Below are 23,433 nucleotides of genomic sequence, written 5' to 3' on the forward strand. Positions count from 1 at the left end.
CTAGGAAAAGAGGGTCAGAAAATGGCTGAGGCAGCTACCCCCAAGATCGGCTCTGTCGGCAGAGTCACCCAGGTTATCGGCGCCGTCGTCGACGTTGCTTTCGAAGGCGAACTGCCGAAGATCCTGAACGCGCTGGAAACCACCAACCACGGCAACCGCCTGGTTCTCGAAGTTGCGCAGCACCTTGGCGAAAACGTCGTCCGTACCATCGCGATGGACTCGAGCGAAGGTCTCGTCCGAGGCCAGGAAGTCGCCGATACCGGCGCTCCGATCATGGTTCCGGTCGGCAACGAGACGCTCGGCCGCATCATGAACGTCATCGGCGAGCCGGTTGACGAAGCCGGTCCGCTGGTCACTGCTCACAAGCGCGCCATCCACCAGGATGCGCCGTCTTATGTCGAGCAGTCGACGGAATCGCAGATCCTCGTCACCGGCATCAAGGTCGTCGATCTTCTGGCTCCTTACGCACGCGGCGGCAAGATCGGCCTGTTCGGCGGCGCCGGCGTCGGAAAGACCGTTCTGATCATGGAACTGATCAACAACGTCGCCAAGGCGCATGGTGGTTACTCGGTTTTTGCCGGTGTCGGTGAACGCACGCGCGAAGGCAACGACCTCTATCACGAAATGATCGAATCGAACGTCAACAAGCATGGCGGCGGCGAAGGCTCGAAGGCGGCACTTGTTTACGGTCAGATGAATGAACCGCCGGGCGCCCGCGCCCGCGTCGCCCTGACCGGCCTGACGGTCGCCGAACACTTCCGCGACCAGGGCCAGGACGTTCTGTTCTTCGTCGACAACATCTTCCGCTTCACGCAGGCAGGTTCCGAAGTGTCGGCTCTGCTCGGCCGCATCCCGTCGGCCGTCGGTTATCAGCCGACGCTCGCAACCGACATGGGCCAGATGCAGGAACGCATCACCACGACGACGACCGGCTCGATCACCTCGGTTCAGGCCATTTACGTTCCGGCCGACGACTTGACCGACCCGGCGCCGGCGACCTCGTTTGCTCACCTTGACGCAACGACGGTTCTGTCGCGCTCGATCGCTGAAAAGGGCATCTATCCGGCGGTCGATCCGCTCGACTCCACCTCGCGCATGCTCGATCCGATGGTCGTCGGCGAAGAGCACTACGAAGTCGCCCGTAAGGTCCAGTCGACGCTGCAGCGCTACAAGGCCCTGCAGGACATCATCGCGATCCTTGGCATGGACGAACTGTCCGAAGAGGACAAGATCGCTGTCGCGCGCGCCCGCAAGATCGAGCGTTTCCTGTCGCAGCCGTTCTTCGTCGCCGAAGTCTTCACCGGCTCGCCGGGTAAGCTGGTTGCTCTCGAAGACACGATCAAGGGCTTCAAGGGCCTCGTCAACGGCGAATACGATCATCTGCCGGAAGCTGCCTTCTACATGGTCGGCTCGATGGAAGAAGCGGTCGAAAAGGCCAAGAAGCTCGCAGCTGCTTAATGAGCGATGCGCTAGACGAGATATTCTGCTGCGACTCCCTGAAAGGGGTCGTGGCGGATCTTCCGGAACCAACAGCGCCGACTGTCTATCGCGCCGATAATGGCGTGCTGATGATGGTGGTGGGGTTGGTCCAGAGCGAGGAAGGCCTCGGTTATCTCGACCAAGCGATAATGCACTGCCCGTTCTGCGGGACTAAATTGCAAGATGCGAAAGCCATAGCCGAGAAGGTAAGTCACTGATGGCTGACAATTTCAACTTTGAGCTCGTTTCGCCGGAGCGTCTGCTGCTGTCGGAGATGGTGACCGAGGTCGTCATCCCCGCGACTGAAGGCGAGATGACGGTCATGGCAAACCATGCGCCGACGATGACGACGATCAAGCCGGGCGTCGTGAGCGTGCGTTCGGCCTCCGGTAAGAAGCAGGACTACGTGGTGTTCGGCGGTTTTGCCGATATCCTGCCGACCGGCTGCACATTGCTTGCCGAATCCGCGGTTCCGGTCGAGGAACTCCATAAGGACGAACTGACCCGTCGCATCGAGGCCGCCCGCAAGGAACTCGAACATGCCGAGCTGCACGAGCACAAGTCGAAGCTCGAACACTTCATCATGGAACTGACGCATCTGCGCGGCGTCGTCCAGCAGGATTGATCGCAACCGACTGCGACGATCAAAGGCGGCTTTAACAGCCGCCTTTTTTGTGTCTGTTCACCTGTCGGAATACGGCAGAGAGCGTCCAGCGGGCGGCTTGAAATGAAGAAGCGGCCGATAGGGCCGATGTACCAAGATGCCGGCTTCGGCTCAGAAGCCGGTGCCGCCGCGCAGCTCGATGACGACCGTCTTGAACAGTATCTTAAGATCGAGCAGCAGGCTGAAATTCCTGACGTAATAGATATCACAGGCGATGCGGGCGCGGGCTTCCAACGGTCGTGCCGTCGGGCCGCGCCAGCCGCGTGTCTGGGCAAGACCGGTAATGCCGGGGCGCATGATATGGCGGTGGTGGTAGTCCGGCACCAGTTCCTCGTAGAGCTGGCCGGCTGCCCGCATATTGATGGCGTGGCAGCGCGGCCCGACCAGCGACATGTCACCCTTGAGGACGTTCAGCAACTGCGGCAGCTCGTCGATATTGGTCTTGCGGAGCACCGCGCCGATGCCTGTCACCCGGCTGTCGCCCTTGACCGTCTGTTGGATGCCGCTGGGATCGCAAGCTTCGGCGCGCATCGATCGGAATTTGAAGACCGTGATCTTCTGGCCGTTCAATCCCCAGCGGATCTGGCGGAAAAACACCGGACCGCCGTCGTCGAGTTTGATGAAAAGCGCGATTGCCAGAAAAAGCGGCGCCAGCACGATGAGGGCACTGACTGAGGCGACGATATCGATCAAACGCTTCACACCCAGCCGCACAGCCATTTTTCTTTCGACAAGGGAGAAGCTATCCGGCTGGCGAATGTTGGAGTTCGCTATAACCAGGGTCTTGGTTTTGTCCTGACGCTGAGATGGATCGAAGCGCGAATTCGTCTTCGAAGTAAAAGCATTCATTACGCAAGGTCCACAAGTTTAGATGCGATACTGAACAGCAAGGAGACAGATACATCGTCACGTATCGTTTGTCATCGGTATAAATAAGAATTCCGTAACCCTAAAGACGCCAAAAATGGGAGTATTTCGCGTTAACCTTAACGCCTGTAGTTGCGCTATCCGGAAACTTATACTTTGAAAGGAGTAGCCCGATTGGATTGGCGGGATGTCAGTCGATTTCCGACGTCGATCGCCGGTTTTTCCAGCAGGTGGTAGCTGAGGCTTGCTACCAGAAGGATGAGCGCTGCCGCCAGCCCGCAAGATTGCAGCCAGCCGGTGACGACATTTTCCGAGGAAACGCCGAACGAACCCGGGTCGAGCCTCTGGATCAATAGCAGGATGATCTCCTGCCAAATATAGATGCCGAAGGAGATCTTTGCGATATAGCGGACAGGAGCGTTGTCGAGCAGCCTGCCTAGATGTTGCGAATGGCTGAGCGAAACGAGCGCCGTTGCGACCGCCAGCGGAAAGACCGGAAAGCCATAGGGGATTTCGAGCCAGCCGTAAGCTTCGGCGGAGCCGCCGGGCGATATGACGAGGCGGTAGCCGGCAATGGCGAGGGCGAGCAGCGCTGCGGCATCGAACCAGGAGGAGCGCCTTCTTGGCACCATGGCCTCGACGCCGGCGGCAAGCGCACCGAGCGCGAAGACGGCGAAGAAGCCGATCGGATTATATCTCGGCATCCATTCCTTCGCCCCGCCCTGCAGGCCGTACTGCCAGCCGCGTCCGATGTCGTTGAGCGGAAACAGGGTGAGGATCAGCAAATGAGCCAGGAGTACGGCTGTGATGACGCATAACCAGGCCAAGCGAGCAAACAACGGGCGCTGCCTGAGGACGGGCAAACGAAAAAGCAGGAGAAAGCAGACCGGCAGAAGCACATAGCTGGTGACCTCGAAGGGAATGGACCAGAGCGGCCCGTCGGCTTCGACAGGAAAGAAGGTGCGCCAATGCCACTGGCTCATGAACAGCAGCCCGGAGATGTAGCGGAACGTTAGCTCCTGGGTCAGCGGCAGGGCAAGCAGCGTCAGGCTGAGGGCGAAGCTGACGGTGGCGGCGAACCAGAAGCCCGGAGCGATGCGCGCCATCCTGCGGATCGTGTAATGCCGCAGGCTCGGCATGTCGCTGCCCGCGTCGAGCGCACGCCAGAAGGGATGAGCAAGAAGAAAGCCGCTGAGCACGAAGAAGATGGCAACGCCGAAATTACCGAAGCGGAGGATGTTTGCGGTCGGTCCGAGTTCGTCGGGGATTTTGCGCATATCCAGCCGCAGCGCGAAGTGGTGGGCAAGCACCAGCAGACAGGCCGTCGCGCGCAGAAAGTCCGCTCCGGCCAATCTCTCCTGTTGTCGCATCTTATCCCCCGCCCTGCCCGGAGCATGATGCCGAAAAGTGTCAACGGTTTTCGGATGGCATCATGCTCCGGGTCCCGGATTTTGCAGCGGAAAGCCGCGACGGGCAAGGCAGGCGTTGGGCTCAGTCGAGAAGTTCGTTGGTATAATAGGTGGAAAAGTCCGGCTTCTCCTTGAGTGCGGCGCCATTCGCATCGACCAGAATGCCATTCTCGAGCAGGAAGCCGCCGAGGGCCTCGGCCTTTGCCGGGTCGAGCGTACCGATCACGCCGGCCTCGGATTTCAGAAAGTGCCCCTCGATCAATGCCTCCTGAGAAGCCTTTACCAGTTCCGCATTCATCAGCGCGCCGTTGCTTCCAGAGATCAGCAGGTCGCAGGCTTCGTCGGGATGGTCGACGGAGTAGGCATAACCCTTTCGTGTCGCCTGGATGAAGGCGCGGGCGTGTTCCCGGTTTGCCGAGAGATAGGCGTCGCTGGAGACGATGACCGTTGTCTGCTCGTCGGGAATGCCATAATCGGAATAGTGGAAGCGGCCGATCTTCCGGTTTTCCAGTTCGGCCGCGATGCCTTCCCAGGTGTAGATCTCCAGCGTGAAATCGATCGAGCCATTGTCCAGCGCCTCGTAAGCGGAGGTGCCGAGGGTAACGGTTTTGACGTCGCCCTTGCCGCCGTCATTGCGGATCATCGCGGAGATCAGCGCGCTCTCCCAGGTTCCGCCAAAGCCGCCATAGGTCTTGCCGTCGAGGTCTTTCGGGCTCTTGATGTCGTCGCGTCCACCCTTGAAGATCAGGCGTGCGGTTTCCGTCTGGACGACGCCGTAGACCATCTTCACGTCACCGCCGCCGGCGCGCTGCGTGAGGGTCTCGATCTCACTGCTGATGCCGAAATCGGCAACGCCGTTCGACACCAGCGTTCCGGCGCTGGTATCGGTGAAGGGGAGAATCTCGACATCGAGCCCGGCCGCCTCATAGAAGCCCTTCGCCTTGGCGACATAGATGCCGATATGGTTGGTGTTGGGTGTCCAGTCGAGCGCGATGCGAACCTTTGCGGGTGCCGATTGGGCGAAGGCGGTGTGGCCGGCGAGGCTTGCCGCGATGGCGGCGAAGATCGTCTGGCGGCGGGTGAGAAGCAGCATGGTGACCTCCTCAGGTCTCTAGAGCATGATGCCGAAGTGTGAGCGGTTTTCGGACGACATCATGCTCTAACTCTTTAAATTAGAACAGGATTCAGATTTTCGGCCGGCCGGCCTAAAATCATCCTGTTCTAGCGGATGAAGCAGGGTTTGCAGGATTTCGGTTTCGATCGCCTGGGCCGCCGGCGAGCCGAGATCGGCGATGCTTCTCGGACGGGGCAGGGGAACGCGGAATTCGCGGATAATACGCGCCGGACGGGCCGAAAGCACGTAGATCCGGTCGGAGAGGAACACGGCCTCGCGAACATCATGGGTGATCAGCAGCGCCGTCCAGCGGTGCTCGGTCCACATGCCCTGCAGCCATTCCTGGATCTGCGTGCGCGTCAGCGCGTCGAGCGCGCCGAAAGGCTCGTCGAGCAGCAGCATGTCTTGGGTCTGGACGACGGTGCGCAACAGCGCGGCGCGCTGACGCATGCCGCCGGACAGTTCGGAGGGATAGTGGTGTTCGAAGCCGGCAAGGCCGAAGCTCTCGAACAAAGGCGCCACAGTGGCGCGGGCCGCGCGGCGGCTCATGCCCTTCACCTCGAGGCCGAGTGCCGCATTGTCGATGATCCGGCGCCAGGGCATCAGCGCATCGCGCTGCGGCATGAAGGCGAAGGAATGCGGCGCCTGTTCCAGCGGCGCGCCCTTGAAAAGCATGGCGCCGGAATCGGGTCGAAGCGCCTGTGTCAGCAGTCGCAACACCGTCGATTTTCCGGAGCCGGACGGGCCGACGATCGAAACGAACTCGCCGTCTGCGACAGCGAGCGAAATATCGCCCAGCACCCTCATGCCGTCGAAGGATTTCGAGATGTTGCGCAGTTCAACCATTGCATCGCTCATCGGCGCCGCTCTCCGGATGGTTGCCAAGGCATGACGAGGCGCTGGATCATCAGCGTCAGCCCGAACAGGCAGAGTGTCAGCACGGCGCTGACGACGACGGCGGCGAGCACGAGATCGGGACGGAAATTGTTCTTGGCGTTGAGAATATAAATGCCGAGGCCGCGGGCGGCGCCGGCATATTCGGCAAAGATCGCGCCGACGACAGCATAGGTGATCGAGATCCTGAGGCCGGCGAAGAAATAGGGCAGCGAGGAGGGAAGCCGGGCCAGGCGGAAAATGCGCCAGCGGCTCGCCTTCATCGAATTCAGCAATTCGGCGATGTCGCGGTCGGTCGATTCATAGCCCTGCAGCAAGGCGACGAGCAGCGGAAAGAAGGTGACGAGCGCCACCAGCAGGACCTTCGGCAACAGGCCGAAGCCGAACCAGAGGACGACGAGGGGCGCGATCGCCACCAGCGGCAGGGTCTGGCTGGCGATGAAGATCGGCAGCAATGCCCGGCGCATGAAGGGCATGAAATCCATAAGGATCGATGAGACGAAGGCGAAGGCTAGCGACAGCGCGAAACCGCCGACTGTCGCGCCGAGCGTCGGCCAGGTGTTTGATATCAGCGCCTCGCGGTTCAGCCAGCCCTGAATGACGATGCGTGACGGCGCCGGCAGGATGGAAGGTTTGATGCCGGAAAGATCGACATAGAGTTCCCATGCTGCCAAGAAGACGCAGCCGGCGAGTAAGGCAGGTATTCCCCGGTAGAGAGCCGCGCGAAGCGCGGCAAGGCGCGAAACCAATGGTGGTGACGGTGTCATCGGCGTTCGATTCACGCTTTCGTCGGGCTATTGGCAGACATCGTGATGTCGAGGGTCACATGCCCGTCGGGGTCGCCGAAGCGATAGAAGGCCTCGCGAATGGTTGCGAAGACGGCGCCGGCATCGCCAGAAAGCCTGGTGCAGAAATTCTTGGCGCGGTCGAAGGTGCCGGAACGTTTCAGAAAGTCGATGCAGCCATAGATCTCGTCCATATGGCTGCCGATTCCCATGACGTAGAGCGAGAATTGCGCAGCGGTCGGCTGCCCGGTCTCGGCGGTGGTTTCAACGGCGGCAAGTGCGGCTGTTATACGATCGGCAAGCGGTTCTGCCTGGCCAAGGGAGGGGTTGCTGCCGCAGATGGCGTCGTCGGGCTCGCCCGGGCAGCCGCGTGAAACAGCAGTGGACAATACGCAATGCTCGCCGGTTTTTGCGGCGGCGACGAAAAGATCGTGCATGGCGGCGAAGAGAATGTCAGGCGGGCCGACCAGCAGTGTGGAGATGTCGTCGATCTCGATGCGCAGCCGGTCGCGATAGGGATCCAGCGCCTTGACGGCATCGAGAATGATGCCGACGAAATTGTCGGACATCGGATAGAGTGACACTTGTGCGCCTGAGAACATCTGAACCTCGCTCCGCTGGCATTACCCAGATCAGCTTTGAAGGGTCCAGAGGCTTGCGCCTCACATCTCAGCCCCGGCAATACGGAGCTCCCCTGTTATTTGCGCGGAAACTATCACCGGGGTTTTCTCCCCGCAACCGCAAAATTGCGATCCCGTCCGTGCGGCCGGAATGAACCGGATGTGACGGAAAACACCCGGGCGGAGGATCTGCCCGGGTGTTCCCAAAGGTTCCGTACCTGCCGGGAACGGAACCGGAGCCCTTCGTCTCAAGCGGCGATATCGGCGTAGGGATGATCACCGCGCGCGGCAATGAGCGCCCGCGTCCACCATTCCAGCCGCGCCATCATCCGGTCGAGCGTGTGCAGAGCGTCGCTCGGATCGTCAAGCCGTCCGGCGACGTCGAAGCGGCTCCATGGCGCGGAAAAGCTGACCGAATCGCGGACGGTGACGGCGTGGAGTTCCGCAAAGACGAGCCGTAATTGCTCGACCGCGCGCAAGCCACCGGAGATGCCGCCATAGGAAACAAAGGCGACCGGCTTGCCCTGCCAGGGCTCGAAAAACAGATCGATGGTCGATTTCAACGCGGCGCTGAAGCTGTGATTGTATTCCGGCGTGACGATGATGAAGGCGTCGGCCGTGCCGAGCCGCCCGGCGAGCCTGTCGATTTCGGGGTGCGCCATGTCACGGTCGGGCGGCAGCGCAAAATCCAGTGGATCGATGATGTCGATATCGAATTGCGGGAAGCGGACGAGCTCCTGCGTCAGCCATTTGACCACCCGGTCGCAGATGCGGCCCTTTCTTGTGCTTCCGTAGATCACCGCCAGCCTGATGGATGTTTTCATGCGCCGCTCCTTCTCGCGATTGGGCTTTACGATTGCTGGAGCAAGGCTTATAAAACCTCAACTAATCTTGAGGTCAAGAGGCAATGGATACAATTCCGGCAACGCCGCTCGGCAAGCTCCTGACTGTCGGCGAAGTGGCGGAGCGCAGCGGCCTGGCCGTCTCGGCGCTGCATTTTTACGAGACCAAGGGGCTGATCTCGAGCATCCGCTCCCGCGGCAATCAACGGCGCTATGGGCGCGATGTGCTTCGCCGGCTCGGCATCATCAAGGTGGCGCAGCGTGTCGGCATTCCGCTTTCGGAGATCCAGGCGGCGTTCGAGTCCCTGCCGCAGGGGCGCACGCCGACCGTCGCCGATTGGCAGACGCTGTCGGCGCTGTGGAAGGATGATCTCGACGCGCGAATCAGGCGGCTTAGCCTGCTGCGCGACCGTCTGACCGGCTGCATCGGCTGCGGCTGCCTGTCGATCGAAAGCTGTCCGTTGCGCAATCCCTGCGACCGGCTCGGCAAGGAAGGGCCGGGCGCGCGGCTTCTGGAGACCGAAAACTAACCCCTGTCCTCACCAGGAAAGATCGATACGCGCCTTTCTTTCAGTCGGCGCGCTCATATGTTAAGGGCGAATGACACAACCGGCGGCACTGTCCGCGAGGAGGACGGCTTCGTGTTCCATCCCAGACTGTTCGAAAATCGCAATGTCGTAGTGACTGGCGCCGGCCGCGGCATCGGCCTTGAAGTGGCCCGGCAGTTCCTGGACTGCGGCGCGAAGGTGATCGTCCATACCGGGCGCAAGCCGGGACGCGACCTGCCGGATTTCCTGCTGACGGCTGAATCCGAAAGACGGGCGCTGCTGCTTAATGCCGATTTCTCCGCGGTCGGTGGGGCAGCGCAATTTGCCGAGGATGCTCTCGCCTTCTTTGATAAGGTCGATGTGCTCGTCAACAATGCCGGCACCATGCTTGGCCGTTTTCCCGCTGCCACGCTCACCGACGCAGAATATGAGGCGGTCGTGCGGCTCAACCAGACATCGGTCGTGGCGCTGACGCGGGCGTTGTTGCCGGCATTGAAGGCGGCTGAAGGCGCAGCCATCGTCAACACGGTTTCGATTTCGGCGCTGACCGGCGGCAGCCCCGGCTCTTCGATCTATTCGGCCTCGAAAGCCTTCGTTGCGACCTATTCCAAGGCGCTTGCCCGTGAGCTTGCACCGGACGGAATCCGCGTCAATTGCGTGTCGCCAGGAACGATCGAGACGGATTTCCATGAGCGCTATTCCTCCCGCGAAAAGCTGGAGCAGACGAGAAAGTCCATCCCCCTGCAGCGGCTCGGCACGGCGGAGGATTGTGCTCCCGCCTATCTGTTCCTGGCGGCTCCCGCCCTCTCGGGTTACATCACCGGACAGGTGATCGAGATCAATGGCGGTCAGCTTATCTGCTGATTTACTTGGACCTTTTTTGACATTTCTTCATTTTGACCAATTCGCTTCTGCGAATATGCTATTGTGCTGATCTACCTCATCGCCGTCCTTCCGAGATACCGAATGCCGTTGCCCAAACCCAAGCCGGGGATGACCGGCCACGAATTGCACACACTCGCTGGAAAAGCCCATGAAGCGAGCGATCTGCTGAAAGCGCTAGCGCACCAGACCCGGCTTCTGATCCTCTGCATACTGGCGAACGAGGAGCGGACGGTGAGTGAAATCGAAAATATCCTCGGCATACAGCAGGCAATGGTCTCGCAGCAACTGGCGCGGTTAAGGCTCGAAGGCCTGGTCCATACGCGCCGTCAGGGCAGGCTGGTCTATTACAGCATCGGCAATGTCAGCGTGCTTGCCTTCCTCGAATCGCTGTTCGATCTTTTTCCGGCTGCAGAAAACAGTTAGAGCATGATGCCGAAAAGTGTGCGCGGTTTTCGGACGACATCCTGCTCTATTTCTTTGATTTAGATCAGGATTCAGATTTTAGGCCGATCGGGCCTAAAATCATCCTGATCTAGAGATCGCCCTTGCGGAGCACGGCTGCTGCGTCAAAGATGAACTGACCCGGATGATGTCATGCCGGATCGGGAGACCGGATGATCGACAAGCTGGAATTCTTCATCGCCCTTGCCAATGAAAAGCACTTTGGCCGCGCCGCGGAGGAGTGCGGGATCTCGCAGCCGACGCTTTCGGCGGCCATCCGGCAGCTCGAGGATCAGCTCGGCGTCATGCTGGTGCAGCGCGGTTCGCGGTTCCAGGGACTGACGCCGGAGGGACAGCGCGTGCTCGAATGGGCCCGGCGCATCGTCGGCGATGCCCGCACCATGCGCGAGGAGATGCGTGCCGCGCGCCGCGGCCTTTCCGGCCACATCCGCCTCGCCGCCATTCCGACCGCGCTCGCCATGCTGTCGCGCATCACCACGCCTTTTCAGGAGCGGCATCCCGGCGTGACCTTCTCGATCGTCTCGCGGAATTCGCTGCAGGTACTGAGCATGCTCGAAAACCTCGAAATCGATGCCGGCATCACCTATCTCGAAAACGAACCGCTCGGCCGCGTCACGACCGTTCCCCTCTATGCCGAGCGCTATAATCTGATCACGGCTGCCGGCAGCCCGCTGTCGGATCGCGACAACGTGACCTGGCGGGAGATCGGCGACCTTCGGCTTTGTCTATTGACTGCCGACATGCAGAACCGCCGCATCATCAACCGCCACTTGACGGAAGCAGGCGCCACGGCGCATCCGACGCTTGAATCCAACTCGATGATCGTACTGTTCTCGCATGTCAGGACCGGACGCTGGGCGAGCATCATGCCGCGCAACGTTGCAAAATCCTTCGGATTTCCGGTCGAAATTCGCATGATCCCGATCGTCGAGCCGGAGGCGCATCATCTGGTCGGCCTTGTTGCGCCTTATCGCGAGCCGTTTACGCCGCTTGTCTCGGCTTTGCTGCATGAAGCGAGAGTGCTCGTGCAAGATGAAGAACTTTGATAGAGAAAAGCTATCAAGCGACGAGATAGCTTTATTGATCGCCGGCTGCTTCCCTGAGATGGTGGTGACGGAATAGCACTCGGCTGGGGAGGCCCGCTGTTTCGAAACGAGCAAGCCGCTGGGAGGGCTGCCTTATGACCATTCATATCGCCGAAGGCGATATTGCAGCACGCACCCGAGCCATCGTCGCCGATCTTCGCTTTCTCGAAGGGCCGCTGCTTCCCATTCTGCACGAGGTTCAGCAAGAATTCGGCTATGTGCCGCAGGAAGCCATGCCGATCATCGCGGAGGAATTGAACCTCTCCCGCGCCGAAGTGCATGGCGTGGTGACCTTCTATCACGATTATCGCGACCATCCCGCTGGCCGGCATGTGCTGAAGCTCTGTCGCGCCGAAGCCTGTCAGTCGATGGGCGGCGATGCGCTGGCCGAACGCGTCAAGGCGCTGCTTGGCATCGATTTTCATCAGACGACGCTCGATGGCAGCGTAACGCTGGAGCCGGTCTACTGTCTCGGGCTCTGCGCCTGCGCGCCGGCGGCGATGCTCGACGGCGAGGTCTATGGCCGGGTCGACGATCGGACGGCGGCGGAACTCGTCGCGGAGGCACGCCGATGACAGTCAGGATATATGTTCCGCGCGATGCCGCAGCGCTGGCGCTCGGGGCCGAAAAGGTGGCAAAGGCGATTGCCCAGGAGATCGCCGCCCGCGGCTTCGATGCCGAGATCGTGCGCAACGGCTCGCGCGGAATGTTCTGGCTGGAGCCGCTGGTCGAGGTCGAGCTTGCCGGCAAGCGCATCGGCTACGGGTCGGTGAAGGCGAGGGATGTGCCTGATCTGTTCGATGCCGGGATGACTGATGGAGGCGAGCATCGGCTCTGTCTCGGGGAGGTTGAAGACCTCCCGTTCCTCAAGGAACAAACTCGCCTGACCTTCGCCCGCTGCGGCGTCACCGATCCGCTTTCGCTTGGCGATTACGAGGCGCATGGCGGTCTTGCCGGCCTTCGCCGCGCCGTTTCGATGACACCAGTCGATATCGTCAAGGAAATCACCGATTCCGGCTTGCGCGGACGCGGCGGCGCCGGCTTTCCCACCGGCATCAAGTGGAAGACCGTTCTCGATGCCGTCGGCGACCGCAAATATATCGTCTGCAATGCCGATGAGGGCGACAGCGGCACCTTTGCCGACCGGATGATCATGGAGGGCGATCCCTTCGTGCTGATCGAGGGCATGGCGATCGCCGGCCTCGCCACCGGGGCGACCAAGGGTTTCGTCTATACGCGTTCGGAATATCCGCATGCGATCGCAACGATGACCGAGGCCGTCGGCATCGCGCGCCACGCCGGCATTCTCGGACCATCGGTGCTCGGATCCGGCCGCGCCTTCGATATCGAGGTGCGCACCGGCGCCGGCGCCTATGTCTGCGGCGAGGAGACGGCGCTGCTCAACAGCCTCGAAGGCAAGCGCGGCATCGTGCGTGCCAAGCCGCCGCTGCCGGCGCATAAGGGGCTGTTTAACTGTCCGACGGTCATCAACAACGTGATCTCACTGGCTTCGGTGCCGGTCATCATGGAAAAGGGTGCGGCCTTCTACCGCGATTTCGGCATGGGCCGCTCACGCGGCACCATCCCGCTGCAGATTGCCGGCAATGTCAGATATGGCGGCCTCTTTGAGACGGCCTTCGGTCTTTCGCTCGGAGATATCGTCGACGGGATCGGTGGCGGTACAGTGACGGGACGGCCGGTCAAAGCCGTGCAGGTCGGCGGACCGCTCGGCGCTTATTTTCCGCGGGCGCTGTTCGACACGCCGTTCGACTACGAATCCTTCGCCGCCAGGGACGGGCTGATCGGCCATGCCGGCATCGTCGTCTTCGACGACACGGCCGATATGCTGAAGCAGGCGCGTTTCGCCATGGAATTCTGCGCCGTCGAAAGCTGCGGCAAGTGCACGCCCTGCCGCATCGGCTCGACGCGCGGCGTGGAGACGACCGACAAGATCGCGCACGGCATCGAGCCGGAGAAGAACCGGGCGCTGCTTGCCGATCTCTGCAATACGATGAAGTTCGGCTCGCTCTGTGCGCTGGGTGGGTTCACGCCCTATCCTGTCATGAGCGCCATGACGCATTTCCCGGAGGATTTTTCGCCGGCACCTCAGGTGGAGGCGGCGGAATGACGTGTTTTTCATGGAACGCCTGCGCTGACCTCACCATCTCAAGCAAGGAGACCAATCATGTCTCTCATCCATGAAATCGACTACGGCACCCCCGCTTCGAAATCCGAGGCCATGGTGACGCTCACCATCGACGGACAGCAGATCAGCGTGCCGGAGGGCACCTCGATCATGCGCGCCTCGATGGAGGCCGGCATCAAGGTGCCGAAGCTCTGTGCCACCGATATGGTCGATGCTTTCGGCTCCTGCCGGCTCTGCCTCGTCGAGATCGATGGCCGCAACGGCACGCCCTCCTCCTGCACGACGCCGGTGGCGGCAAACATGGTAGTGCACACGCAGACGGGGCGATTGAAGGATATCCGCCGCGGTGTGATGGAACTCTATATTTCCGACCATCCGCTCGACTGTCTCACCTGCGCAGCCAACGGCGATTGCGAATTGCAGGACATGGCGGGCGCCGTCGGCCTGCGCGATGTGCGCTACGGCTATGAGGGCGACAACCACGTCAAGGCGCGCAGCAATGGCGACATCAATCTGAAATGGATGCCGAAGGACGAATCCAATCCCTATTTCACCTATGATCCCTCCAAGTGCATCGTCTGTTCGCGCTGCGTGCGCGCCTGCGAAGAAGTGCAGGGAACCTTCGCGCTGACGATCGAGGGGCGCGGTTTCGGCTCGCGCGTTTCGCCCGGCATGCACGAGAACTTCATCGAATCCGAATGTGTCTCCTGCGGCGCCTGTGTCCAGGCCTGCCCGACGGCGACGCTGACGGAGAAGTCGGTGATCCAGATCGGCCAGCCGGAGCATTCGGCCGTGACGACCTGCGCCTATTGCGGCGTCGGCTGTTCTTTCAAGGCGGAAATGCGCGGCGAGGAACTGGTGCGCATGGTGCCGTGGAAGGACGGTCAGGCCAATCGCGGCCATTCCTGCGTCAAGGGCCGCTTCGCCTATGGCTACTCCACCCACAAGGACCGCATCCTCAATCCGATGATCCGCGAAAAGGTCAGCGATCCCTGGCGGGAAGTGAGCTGGGACGAGGTCTTCGCGCATGTGGCGCTGGAGTTCCGCCGCATCCAGTATCAATATGGCCGCGAGGCGATTGGCGGCATCACCTCGTCGCGCTGCACCAATGAGGAAACGTATCTGGTGCAGAAGCTGATCCGCGCCGGCTTCGGCAACAACAATGTCGACACCTGCGCCCGCGTCTGCCATTCACCGACCGGTTACGGCCTCGGCCAGACATTCGGCACGTCGGCGGGCACGCAGGATTTCGACAGCGTCGAGCATTCCGACGTCGTCATCGTCATCGGCGCCAATCCGACCGACGGACATCCGGTGTTCGGCTCGCGGCTGAAGAAGCGGCTGCGCCAGGGCGCCAAGCTCATCGTCATCGATCCGCGCCGCACTGATATCGTCCGCTCGCCGCATATCGAGGCTTCCTATCACCTGCCGCTGAAGCCCGGCACCAATGTCGCGGTCATGACGGCGCTGGCGCATGTGATCGTCACCGAAGGGCTCTTTGACGAGGCGTTCATCCGCGAGCGCTGCGACTGGTCGGAGTTCGAGGACTGGGCGGCCTTCGTCGCCGAACCGCAGCACAGTCCCGAAGAGACCGAGATCTTCACCGGCGTGCCGGCGGCGGATCTGCGCGGCGCGGCAAGGCTCTATGCCAAGGGTGGCAACGGTGCGATCTACTATGGCCTCGGCGTTACCGAACACAGCCAGGGCTCGACCACGGTGATCGCGATCGCCAACCTGGCGATGGCGACCGGCAATATCGGCCGCCCCGGCGTCGGCGTGAACCCGCTGCGCGGCCAGAACAATGTGCAGGGCTCCTGCGACATGGGTTCCTTTCCGCATGAATTGCCGGGCTACCGGCACATTTCCGACGATGCGACGCGCGATATCTTCGAAAAGCTCTGGGGCGTGAAGCTCAACAACGAGCCGGGCCTGCGTATTCCGAACATGCTGGATGCGGCAGTCGACGGCACCTTCAAAGGCATCTACATCCAGGGCGAAGACATCCTCCAGTCCGATCCGGATACCAAACATGTCGCGGCCGGGCTTGCGGCGATGGAATGCGTCGTCGTGCAGGACCTGTTCCTCAACGAGACCGCTAATTACGCCCATGTCTTCCTGCCGGGCTCGACCTTCCTCGAGAAGGACGGCACCTTCACCAATGCGGAGCGACGCATCAATCGCGTGCGCAAAGTGATGTCGCCGCGCAACGGCTATGGCGACTGGGAAGTGACGCAGAAACTTGCCCAGGCGATGGGGCTCGACTGGAATTACACCCATCCGTCGGAAATCATGGACGAGATCGCCGCGACGACCCCGAGCTTCGCGATGGTTTCCTACGACTATCTCGAAAAAATGGGCTCGGTGCAGTGGCCCTGCAATGAGAAGAACCCGCTCGGCTCGCCGATCATGCATGTCAACGGCTTCGTGCGCGGCAAGGGCAAGTTCATCCGCACCGAATATGTGGCGACCGACGAACGTACCGGTCCGCGCTTCCCGCTGCTTCTCACCACCGGCCGCATCCTCAGCCAGTACAATGTCGGGGCACAGACGCGGCGGACCGAGAATGTCGCCTGGCATGCAGAAGACCGGCTGGAAATCCATCCGCACGATGCCGAGCAGCGCGGCGTTCGCGACGGCGACTGGGTGAAACTCGGCAGCCGCTCCGGCGACACGACGCTGAGGGCGCTGATCACCGATCGCGTCGCGCCGGGTGTCGTCTATACGACCTTCCATCATCCCACGACGCAGGCGAACGTCATCACCACCGATTTCTCCGACTGGGCGACGAACTGCCCGGAATACAAGGTGACGGCGGTGCAGGTCTCGCCTTCCAACGGGCCAAGCGAATGGCAGCTCGAATATGACGAGCAGGCGCGGCAATCACGCCGCATCGCCGGCAAACTCGAGGCGGCGGAGTGACGATGCGGGGGCGATCTGGTGTGGCTTCCCCTTCTCCCCTTGGGGAGAAGGTGCCCGAAGGGCGGATGAGGGGGCGGCTCGACAAATGCGAACTCGCTTTGGCTCGTTCGTTCGCGCCTATCGTCGCTCACCCCCTCATCTGCCCTAACGGGCATCTTCTCCCCGCTGGGGAGAAGGGGGAGTTTGCATCATGACCTTCACCGTCACCGCCCGTGCTCCCGAAACCGCCCGCCGCAACGGCATCCTCCAGACCGGTTCGCGCATCGTGCCGGAAGAGGTGCCGATCGCCTTTTCCTATGGCGGCAGTTCGCATGCGGTGATGATGGCTACGCCTGATGATCTCGAGGATTTTGCGATCGGACTCAGCCTGACCGAAGGGATCATCACCGGGCCGGCGGAGATATCAGGCATCGAGGTCGTCGAGGGCGAGCAGGGGATCGATGTGCAGGTGAGCCTGGTCGATGACGTCGCCGATCAGCTGCGGGCACGACGCCGCAGCATGGCGGGACCGGTCGGCTGCGGGCTCTGCGGCATCGAATCGATCGAACAGGCGGTCCGGCCGGTGCCTGATGTTTCAACATCGCCGTTGGCGCTGTCGCATGCGGATATCGTCCGCGCCGTTTCGCTTCTGAACGAGGCGCAGCCGCTGCATCGTGAGACGCGGGCGGTGCATGGCGCCGGGTTCTATCTTCCCGGCAGGGGGCTGATTGCCGTGCGCGAAGATGTCGGCCGGCACAATGCGCTGGACAAGCTCTGCGGCGCCGTCATCCGCGCCAGTGAAAGAGGCGGGGACGGCGCCGTCGTCGTCACCAGCCGGCTCTCCGTCGAGATGGTGCAGAAGGCGGCGATCCTCGGCAGCCCGGTGCTCATCGCCATTTCGGCGCCGACGGCTCTCGCCATCCGCACGGCCGAAGAGGCCGGCATGACGCTCGTTGCGCTGGTGCGTGGCGAGGATTTCGAGATTTTCACCCACCCGCACCGCATCTCGCCCGGAAGCATTGCCGATGTCGCATGATACCAAGACCAAGCTCGTTTATATGGCAAACCAGATCGCCACCTTCTTCAAGAGCCAGCCGGAAAGCGAGGCCGCGCAGGGGGTCGCTACCCATATCAACAAATTCTGGGACCCGCGCATGCGGCGGCAATTGTTCGAAATTCTGGAGAATGAGGAGAACGGCCTGGACGCGCTCGTGCTTCAGGCCGTTCCTCTTATCCGAAAGCCGGAGCCGGCAACACACTAAAGCGCGTTCCTCGCGCTTTAGGTCTTTATTTCAATGCTTTAGTCCTAAAAACCAGGATCGATCCGTGCGGGAGGGGAGGCAGGAGCAACCTGCCTGCGCATGTGCCGGTGACCAGTAAAAAGCTGAAATCAAACCCGATTTGAATCAAGGAGGAGTTTTCATGACTGCAGCGGAAACACGTACAGACGGGGCGTTGGCGGGCCTGCTCGATCGGGAAAGGATCGTCGCAAGGCCTGGGTTCAATCGGTGGCTGGTGCCGCCGGCAGCGCTCGCCATTCATCTCTGCATCGGCATGGCCTATGGTTTCAGCGTGTTCTGGCTGCCGCTTTCCAAATCGCTCGGGATCACGGCCTCGACAGCCTGCCCCGATCTGACACTCGCCTCGGCGCTGTTCACCACGACTTGCGACTGGCGCGTTGCAGACCTCGGCTGGATCTATACGCTGTTCTTCGTCCTGCTTGGTTCATCCGCCGCCATCTGGGGCGGCTGGCTCGAGCGGGCCGGTCCGCGCAAGGCCGGCGTCGTTTCCGCCTGCTGCTGGTGCGGCGGCATCATTCTTGCCGCGATCGGCGTCATCACTCATCAGCTCTGGCTGATGTGGCTGGGTGCCGGCGTCATCGGCGGCATTGGTCTCGGCCTCGGTTACATCTCGCCGGTCTCGACGCTGATCAAATGGTTTCCCGACCGGCGCGGCATGGCGACCGGCATGGCGATCATGGGCTTCGGCGGCGGTGCGATGATCGGCGCCCCATTGGCCAACCTGCTGATGAATAATTTCAAGACCGACAGTTCGGTCGGCGTCTGGCAGACCTTCATCGTCATGGCGGCGATCTATTTCGTCTTCATGATGGGCGGCGCCTTCGGCTATCGCATTCCGCCGGCCGGCTGGCGTCCCGAGGGTTGGACGCCGCCTGCAGCCAAGAGCACGATGATCACCACCAAACATGTGCACCTGCGCGATGCCCACAGGACAAAACAGTTCTGGCTGATCTGGGCGGTGCTTTGCCTTAACGTTTCCGCCGGTATCGGCGTTATCGGCATGGCCTCGCCAATGCTGCAGGAAATCTTCGCCGGTTCGCTGATCGGCCTGCCGGATGTCGGCTTCGCCCAGCTCGACGCCGGGCAGAAGGCATCGATTGCCACGATCGCCGCCGGTTTCGCCGGTTTGCTGTCGCTCTTCAACATCGGCGGACGGTTCTTCTGGGCGTCGCTGTCCGACAAGATCGGCCGCAAGAATACCTATTATTGCTTCTTCGTCCTCGGCATCGTGCTCTATGCGCTGGCGCCCACTTTCGCGGGCATGGGCAACAAGGCGCTGTTCGTTCTCTCCTTCGGCATCATCCTGTCGATGTATGGCGGCGGCTTCGCGACCATCCCGGCCTATCTTGCCGATATTTTCGGCACGCAGTTCGTCGGCGCCATCCACGGCCGGCTGCTGACGGCCTGGGCAACGGCCGGCATCGTCGGGCCTGTCGTCGTCAACTATATCCGCGAAGCGCAGATCGCCGCCGGCGTGGCACCCGGGCCAACCCTTTATACCGGCACCATGTATATCCTCGCAGGCATGCTGGCGCTCGGGCTCATCGCCAATGCGCTGATCAGGCCGCTTTCGGACAAATGGTTCATGTCCGATGACGAGGTCGCCGCGTTGCAAGCGAAGTCGGCGGCCGTCAATGCCGGGCCGACGGGTTCTTTCGGCATCGGCACTGGCGGGTTGGACGCCAAGGCGATGCTTGCCTGGGCCGTCGTCGGCATTCCGCTGCTGTGGGGTGTCTGGGTGACGCTGAGGGCGACTTTCGCGCTGTTCGGATGAGCAAAAGTGCCGCCTCGCGGCGGCACAACCAATCCAGTGAGGCTGCCGTTTTCCTGCAGCCTGCTGCTTGTTCCGCAATAAAAAACCGCCCGTTACCGGGCGGTTTTCGAATATCTGAATTGTATCGACCGGATCAGGCGGCCAGTTCGTCCGTTTCGTTTTCCTTGAACATCTTGGCGAGGTTCAGGAAGCAGATCATGCCATTCTCCGAGGCGATGATGCCTTCGCAATAGGCGCGGTCGAAGGAGGCGGTCACTTCAGGCACCGGCTGGACCTGGCTGGACGAGATGGTGAGAATATCCGAGACGCGGTCGACCAGCATGCCGATGACCATGCTGTGAACTTCGGCGACGACGATGGCGCTGCGCTCATTGGCGACCGTGCTCTTCATGCCGAGCTTGAAAGCAAGATCGATGATCGGGATCACCGAGCCACGCAGATTCATGACGCCGATGACATCGGCCGGCGCATGCGGGATCGGCGTCGACGGCGCCCAGCCGCGGATTTCGCGGATGGTCGTGGTCTTGACGCAGAATTCCTGGTCATGCAGGCGGAAGGCAATAATTTCGAGCGTATCGCCGCTGAAGTTAGTCGAATTGATCGTGGCCATTAGAATTCTTCCCAACTATCGTAAGCCAGGGCAGAAGCGGATGCGCCACCATTGGCGCGGACAAGCTTTGCCTTCATACCACGCGATGGCTTTGCGCTCGGCGAAGCATCGTTACGGTTATTGACGACTTTAGCGAAAGAGTGTTGCCCAAATCTAAATTGGCAGGCGGGATTGCGAAGGTTTTTAACCTTGGATGAAAGCCAGGCGGTTTTGCTGCCGATCTCCTTCGCTGTAGTCGAGATCGTGAGAAGAATTTTCGCCAATTTACTCAGCTGATCGTCTTTTCGATCTGCGAGACCGCCCAATCGACCTGCCCCCTTGATATGACCAGTGGTGGAGCGAGGCGAATCGTGTGGTCGTGGGTATCCTTGGCGAGAAGACCGCGCTCCTTCAGCGCATGGCAATATTGCCGGGCGCCGCCGGCTTCGGGTTCCAGCTCGATGGCCATCATCAGGCCGCGGCCACGCACGTCCCTGACGATGTTTGAGCGGATCGACCTGAGGCCTTCGAGGAAGTAGTCGCCCATGACAGCGGCGTTCTCGATCATGCCCTCTTCCGTCAGCACCTTGAGTGCTGCGCGCGCCACTGCGCAGGCGAGCGGATTGCCGCCGAAGGTCGAGCCGTGTTGACCTGGCTTCAGCACCCCCAGAACTTCGGAATTCGAAAGCACGGCCGACACCGGATAGAAGCCGCCGGACAGCGCCTTGCCGATCAGCGTCATGTCGGCCTCGATGCCTTCGTGCTCTTCGGCCAGCAGCTTGCCGGTACGGCCGAGGCCGGTCTGGATCTCGTCGAGGATGAGGGTGACGTTGTTTGCCGTGCAAAGCTCGCGGATGCGGGTGAAATAACCCGCCGGCGGGATAATGACGCCGGCCTCCCCCTGGATCGGCTCGATCAGCGCCGCCACGGTATTTCCGTTGATTGCGGCGGCGAAAGCCTCGGCATCGCCGAAGGGAATGATGCGGAAGCCCGACGTGTAGGGGCCGAAACCGCTGCGGGCATCGGGATCTGTGGAGAAGCTGATGATGCTCAGCGTACGGCCATGGAAATTATCGGCGCAGACGATGATCTCCGCCTTGCCCTCCGGCACACCCTTGACCTCGTATCCCCATTTGCGCACCGCCTTGATGGCGGTCTCCACCGCTTCGGCACCGGAATTCATCGGCAGGATCTTGTGCGATCCGGTGAGAGCCGCGAGCTCTTCGTAGAGATAGGCGAGCTGATCGTTGCGGAAGGCGCGGGAGGTGAGCGTCAGCCTGCCCGCCTGCTCGACCATGGCGGCGAGGATCTTCGGATGGCAATGGCCCTGGTTGACGGCGGAATAGGCCGAGAGGCAATCGAGATAACGGTTGCCGTCGGTATCCCAGACATAAACACCTTCGCCGCGCGTTAACACCACGTCGAGTGGTTTGTAGTTGTGGGCGCCGAGCCGCTGTTCCGTGGCGATCAGTTTTTCCGAAGTGTTCATGGCCGTTCTCCCTCTAATCTTATTTCAACACATGTCGTTTTCGCAAAACCGCTGCACACTTTTGCTCGACATGCTCTTATGCGGCGCGTGTCGGGCGATCGAAGATGCGGCGACCGAAGAGGCTTGCCGTCAGCTCCACCAGGATGCGGGCGCTCTTGCCGCGATCGTCGAGAAATGGATTGAGCTCGACGAGATCGAGCGACGAGACGAGGCCGCTGTCCGAAAGCATTTCCATCACCAGATGTGCCTCGCGAAAGGTCGCGCCGCCAGGCACCGTCGTGCCGACGCCCGGGGCAATCTCGGGATCGAGGAAATCGAGGTCGAGGCTGACATGCAGCAGGCCGTTCGCCTTGGTGACGACATCGAGGATCTCACGCATGATGGCGCCGATGCCCTGCTCGTCGATTGCCCGCATGTCGAAGACATTGACGCCGTGTTCGTGGATTTCCTCGCGCTCGCGCGCATCGACCGAACGGATGCCCACCTGGAAGACATTCTTCGGATCGACGAAGGGGCGGTCCTTCGGCAGGATCTCGGCGAACTCCGCCTCGCCGCAGAAGAAGGCGACCGGCATGCCGTGAATATTGCCGGAGGGCGAGGTGGCCGGGGAATTGAAATCGGCATGGGCGTCGAGCCAGAGCACGAAGAGCGGGCGGTCTTTGCTGGCGGCATAACGGGCCATGCCGGAGACGCTGCCCATGGAAAGGCTGTGGTCGCCGCCAAGAATCAGCGGGAAACGGCCGGAGGCGGCGACGTCGTGGACGCTGCTTTCGAGGGCGCGCGTGAAGGCGCCGACGATCCTCAGATTGTGGGCCTTCGGGTGGTTCGGCAGATCCATTGCCGGTACGATCCTGAGATCGCCGATATCGGCGACGTCATGGCCAAGCTCGATCAGCGTCTGGTCGACGCCGGCAATGCGCAGGGCCGCGGGGCCCATGGCAGCCCCTCTGCGGCCGGAGCCTTCTTCCAGCGGCGCGCCGATGAGGGTGACAGATCGCGATTGGGCATTCATGTGGAGGGCTCCGTGTTGAGGCCTGTTTCGGCCGATAGTGGGATAAAGGGCTGGCGGCAAAAAGATGGAAAAGTGTCAGAAATGGACTATGATTGCGCAGATTGATAAACCTATTTTGACAAAGTGATTAGCGTGGATGATCTCGACACCGAACTTCTGAGTGCGCTTCGCCATAACGCCCGGATTTCCGTCTCTTCGCTTGCGGCGATGACGGGCGCATCACGGGCGACGGTCGCTGCCCGGATCGACCGGCTGGTCGCCAGCGGCACGATCGTCGGCTTCACCATCCGCACCGGTCATGAGACGCGCTCCGCCGGCGTGCGCGCCATCGTCATGATCGAGGTGCTCGGCAAGCTCGCCGACAGGGTGGCCGATCAGCTGCGGGGCCTGCCGCAGGTGCGCGCGCTGCACAGCACCAACGGCAAATGGGATTTCGTCGCCGAACTCGAGGATCGCGACCTTGCCGCCTTCGACGAGACGCTGCGCCGCATCCGGCTGATCAACGGCATCAATTCGACCGAGACCAACATCCTTCTCAAGACCAGCAAGACCGGTTTCTAAGCCGGCTTA

25 protein-coding genes and 1 riboswitch are annotated in these 23,433 nt (G+C 61.4%); of the genes, 14 read left to right on the top strand and 11 right to left on the bottom strand.

The features are described 5' to 3' along the window. Positions 1–21 precede the first annotated feature (21 nt). From atpD to OIU37_RS26390, 3 genes are read left to right on the top strand one after another with little or no spacing between them, the layout of a single operon-like run. Complete coding sequence (gene atpD, locus OIU37_RS26380; protein ID WP_097580624.1) at positions 22–1,458, top strand: F0F1 ATP synthase subunit beta; 1,437 nt, start codon at positions 22–24, stop codon at positions 1,456–1,458. Continuing rightward, entirely contained in the window at positions 1,458–1,697 is a 240-nt protein-coding gene (locus OIU37_RS26385; protein ID WP_180696451.1) for a hypothetical protein, read from the top strand. Before atpD ends, OIU37_RS26385 begins: the two co-directional genes overlap by 1 nt. Next, positions 1,697–2,104 carry a F0F1 ATP synthase subunit epsilon gene (locus OIU37_RS26390; protein WP_012759246.1) on the top strand — a complete coding sequence of 136 codons (408 nt, stop codon included), beginning with the start codon at positions 1,697–1,699 and terminating at the stop codon, positions 2,102–2,104. Before OIU37_RS26385 ends, OIU37_RS26390 begins: the two co-directional genes overlap by 1 nt. 150 nt (positions 2,105–2,254) lie before the next feature. Here OIU37_RS26390 and OIU37_RS26395 read toward each other — a convergent pair whose 3' ends face one another. From OIU37_RS26395 to OIU37_RS26425, 7 genes are all read right to left on the bottom strand, one after another. Beyond that, a complete protein-coding gene (locus OIU37_RS26395) occupies positions 2,255–2,992 on the bottom strand; it encodes a sugar transferase (protein ID WP_171604629.1) in 738 nt (245 codons plus the stop codon). A gap of 167 nt (positions 2,993–3,159) precedes the next feature. Further along, entirely contained in the window at positions 3,160–4,380 is a 1,221-nt protein-coding gene (locus OIU37_RS26400) for an acyltransferase (RefSeq protein WP_264259117.1), read from the bottom strand. Positions 4,381–4,501: 121 nt separating this feature from the next. Next, positions 4,502–5,512: an ABC transporter substrate-binding protein gene (locus OIU37_RS26405; RefSeq protein ID WP_264259119.1), complete on the bottom strand. Its 1,011-nt coding sequence runs from the start codon at positions 5,510–5,512 to the stop codon at positions 4,502–4,504. Between the two features lie 66 nt (positions 5,513–5,578). Next, positions 5,579–6,391 carry an ABC transporter ATP-binding protein gene (locus tag OIU37_RS26410; protein ID WP_180696449.1) on the bottom strand — a complete coding sequence of 271 codons (813 nt, stop codon included), beginning with the start codon at positions 6,389–6,391 and terminating at the stop codon, positions 5,579–5,581. Continuing rightward, positions 6,388–7,194, bottom strand: a complete 807-nt coding sequence (locus OIU37_RS26415) for an ABC transporter permease (RefSeq protein ID WP_171604633.1) — start codon at positions 7,192–7,194, stop codon at positions 6,388–6,390. The genes OIU37_RS26410 and OIU37_RS26415 overlap by 4 nt, the downstream gene beginning before the upstream one ends. A gap of 11 nt (positions 7,195–7,205) precedes the next feature. Next, complete coding sequence (locus tag OIU37_RS26420; RefSeq protein ID WP_264259123.1) at positions 7,206–7,814, bottom strand: Ykof family thiamine-binding protein; 609 nt, start codon at positions 7,812–7,814, stop codon at positions 7,206–7,208. Then, positions 7,805–7,918, bottom strand: a riboswitch (TPP riboswitch). It overlaps the preceding gene by 10 nt. A 162-nt stretch (positions 7,919–8,080) precedes the next feature. After that, positions 8,081–8,656, bottom strand: coding sequence for an NADPH-dependent FMN reductase (locus tag OIU37_RS26425; RefSeq protein WP_264259125.1), 576 nt, complete (start codon positions 8,654–8,656; stop codon positions 8,081–8,083). An 83-nt stretch (positions 8,657–8,739) separates the two neighbouring features. On the opposite strand from OIU37_RS26425, the gene soxR reads away from it, so the two are divergent. The 10 genes from soxR to OIU37_RS26475 all read left to right on the top strand — a co-directional run bounded on the left by soxR (position 8,740) and on the right by OIU37_RS26475 (position 19,773). After that, positions 8,740–9,204, top strand: a complete 465-nt coding sequence (gene soxR, locus OIU37_RS26430) for a redox-sensitive transcriptional activator SoxR (RefSeq protein WP_168314778.1) — start codon at positions 8,740–8,742, stop codon at positions 9,202–9,204. Positions 9,205–9,315: 111 nt separating this feature from the next. Continuing rightward, complete coding sequence (locus OIU37_RS26435; protein ID WP_171604635.1) at positions 9,316–10,086, top strand: SDR family NAD(P)-dependent oxidoreductase; 771 nt, start codon at positions 9,316–9,318, stop codon at positions 10,084–10,086. A gap of 102 nt (positions 10,087–10,188) precedes the next feature. After that, positions 10,189–10,530: a helix-turn-helix transcriptional regulator gene (locus OIU37_RS26440; protein WP_129421924.1), complete on the top strand. Its 342-nt coding sequence runs from the start codon at positions 10,189–10,191 to the stop codon at positions 10,528–10,530. A gap of 191 nt (positions 10,531–10,721) precedes the next feature. After that, on the top strand, positions 10,722–11,615 hold the full coding sequence (locus tag OIU37_RS26445; RefSeq protein ID WP_003543441.1) for a LysR family transcriptional regulator: 894 nt from the start codon (positions 10,722–10,724) through the stop codon (positions 11,613–11,615). Positions 11,616–11,749: 134 nt separating this feature from the next. Then, entirely contained in the window at positions 11,750–12,229 is a 480-nt protein-coding gene (locus OIU37_RS26450; protein WP_264259152.1) for a formate dehydrogenase subunit gamma, read from the top strand. After that, on the top strand, positions 12,226–13,782 hold the full coding sequence (locus OIU37_RS26455; protein WP_264259154.1) for an NADH-quinone oxidoreductase subunit NuoF: 1,557 nt from the start codon (positions 12,226–12,228) through the stop codon (positions 13,780–13,782). Before OIU37_RS26450 ends, OIU37_RS26455 begins: the two co-directional genes overlap by 4 nt. Positions 13,783–13,839: 57 nt before the next feature. Next, positions 13,840–16,719 carry a formate dehydrogenase subunit alpha gene (gene fdhF / locus OIU37_RS26460; protein WP_264259156.1) on the top strand — a complete coding sequence of 960 codons (2,880 nt, stop codon included), beginning with the start codon at positions 13,840–13,842 and terminating at the stop codon, positions 16,717–16,719. 190 nt (positions 16,720–16,909) lie between these two features. Next, on the top strand, positions 16,910–17,734 hold the full coding sequence (gene fdhD, locus OIU37_RS26465; RefSeq protein WP_264259158.1) for a formate dehydrogenase accessory sulfurtransferase FdhD: 825 nt from the start codon (positions 16,910–16,912) through the stop codon (positions 17,732–17,734). Beyond that, positions 17,724–17,960, top strand: a complete 237-nt coding sequence (locus OIU37_RS26470; protein ID WP_171604640.1) for a formate dehydrogenase subunit delta — start codon at positions 17,724–17,726, stop codon at positions 17,958–17,960. The genes fdhD and OIU37_RS26470 overlap by 11 nt, the downstream gene beginning before the upstream one ends. Positions 17,961–18,120: 160 nt before the next feature. Then, the gene (locus OIU37_RS26475) at positions 18,121–19,773 is read left to right on the top strand and encodes an OFA family MFS transporter (protein ID WP_182208508.1); all 1,653 of its coding nucleotides are present in this window, start codon (positions 18,121–18,123) and stop codon (positions 19,771–19,773) included. A 133-nt stretch (positions 19,774–19,906) separates the two neighbouring features. On the opposite strand, the gene OIU37_RS26480 is transcribed toward OIU37_RS26475, so the two are convergent. The 4 genes from OIU37_RS26480 to rocF form a co-directional block, all read right to left on the bottom strand. After that, a complete protein-coding gene (locus OIU37_RS26480; protein ID WP_003543427.1) occupies positions 19,907–20,383 on the bottom strand; it encodes a chemotaxis protein CheW in 477 nt (158 codons plus the stop codon). Then, positions 20,383–20,688, bottom strand: a complete 306-nt coding sequence (locus OIU37_RS26485; RefSeq protein WP_264259171.1) for a hypothetical protein — start codon at positions 20,686–20,688, stop codon at positions 20,383–20,385. The genes OIU37_RS26480 and OIU37_RS26485 overlap by 1 nt, the downstream gene beginning before the upstream one ends. After that, positions 20,652–21,851, bottom strand: coding sequence for an ornithine--oxo-acid transaminase (gene rocD / locus OIU37_RS26490; RefSeq protein WP_180696439.1), 1,200 nt, complete (start codon positions 21,849–21,851; stop codon positions 20,652–20,654). The genes OIU37_RS26485 and rocD overlap by 37 nt, the downstream gene beginning before the upstream one ends. Before the next feature lie 76 nt (positions 21,852–21,927). After that, complete coding sequence (gene rocF / locus OIU37_RS26495) at positions 21,928–22,863, bottom strand: arginase (RefSeq protein ID WP_025396247.1); 936 nt, start codon at positions 22,861–22,863, stop codon at positions 21,928–21,930. Positions 22,864–22,986: 123 nt separating this feature from the next. Between rocF and OIU37_RS26500 the strand changes: the two genes are divergently transcribed. Further along, positions 22,987–23,424: an Lrp/AsnC family transcriptional regulator gene (locus OIU37_RS26500; RefSeq protein WP_171376692.1), complete on the top strand. Its 438-nt coding sequence runs from the start codon at positions 22,987–22,989 to the stop codon at positions 23,422–23,424. Positions 23,425–23,433 lie beyond the last annotated feature (9 nt).

It is taken from the genome of Rhizobium sp. BT-226 (assembly GCF_025847085.2).
GTDB lineage: Bacteria > Pseudomonadota > Alphaproteobacteria > Rhizobiales > Rhizobiaceae > Rhizobium > Rhizobium sophorae.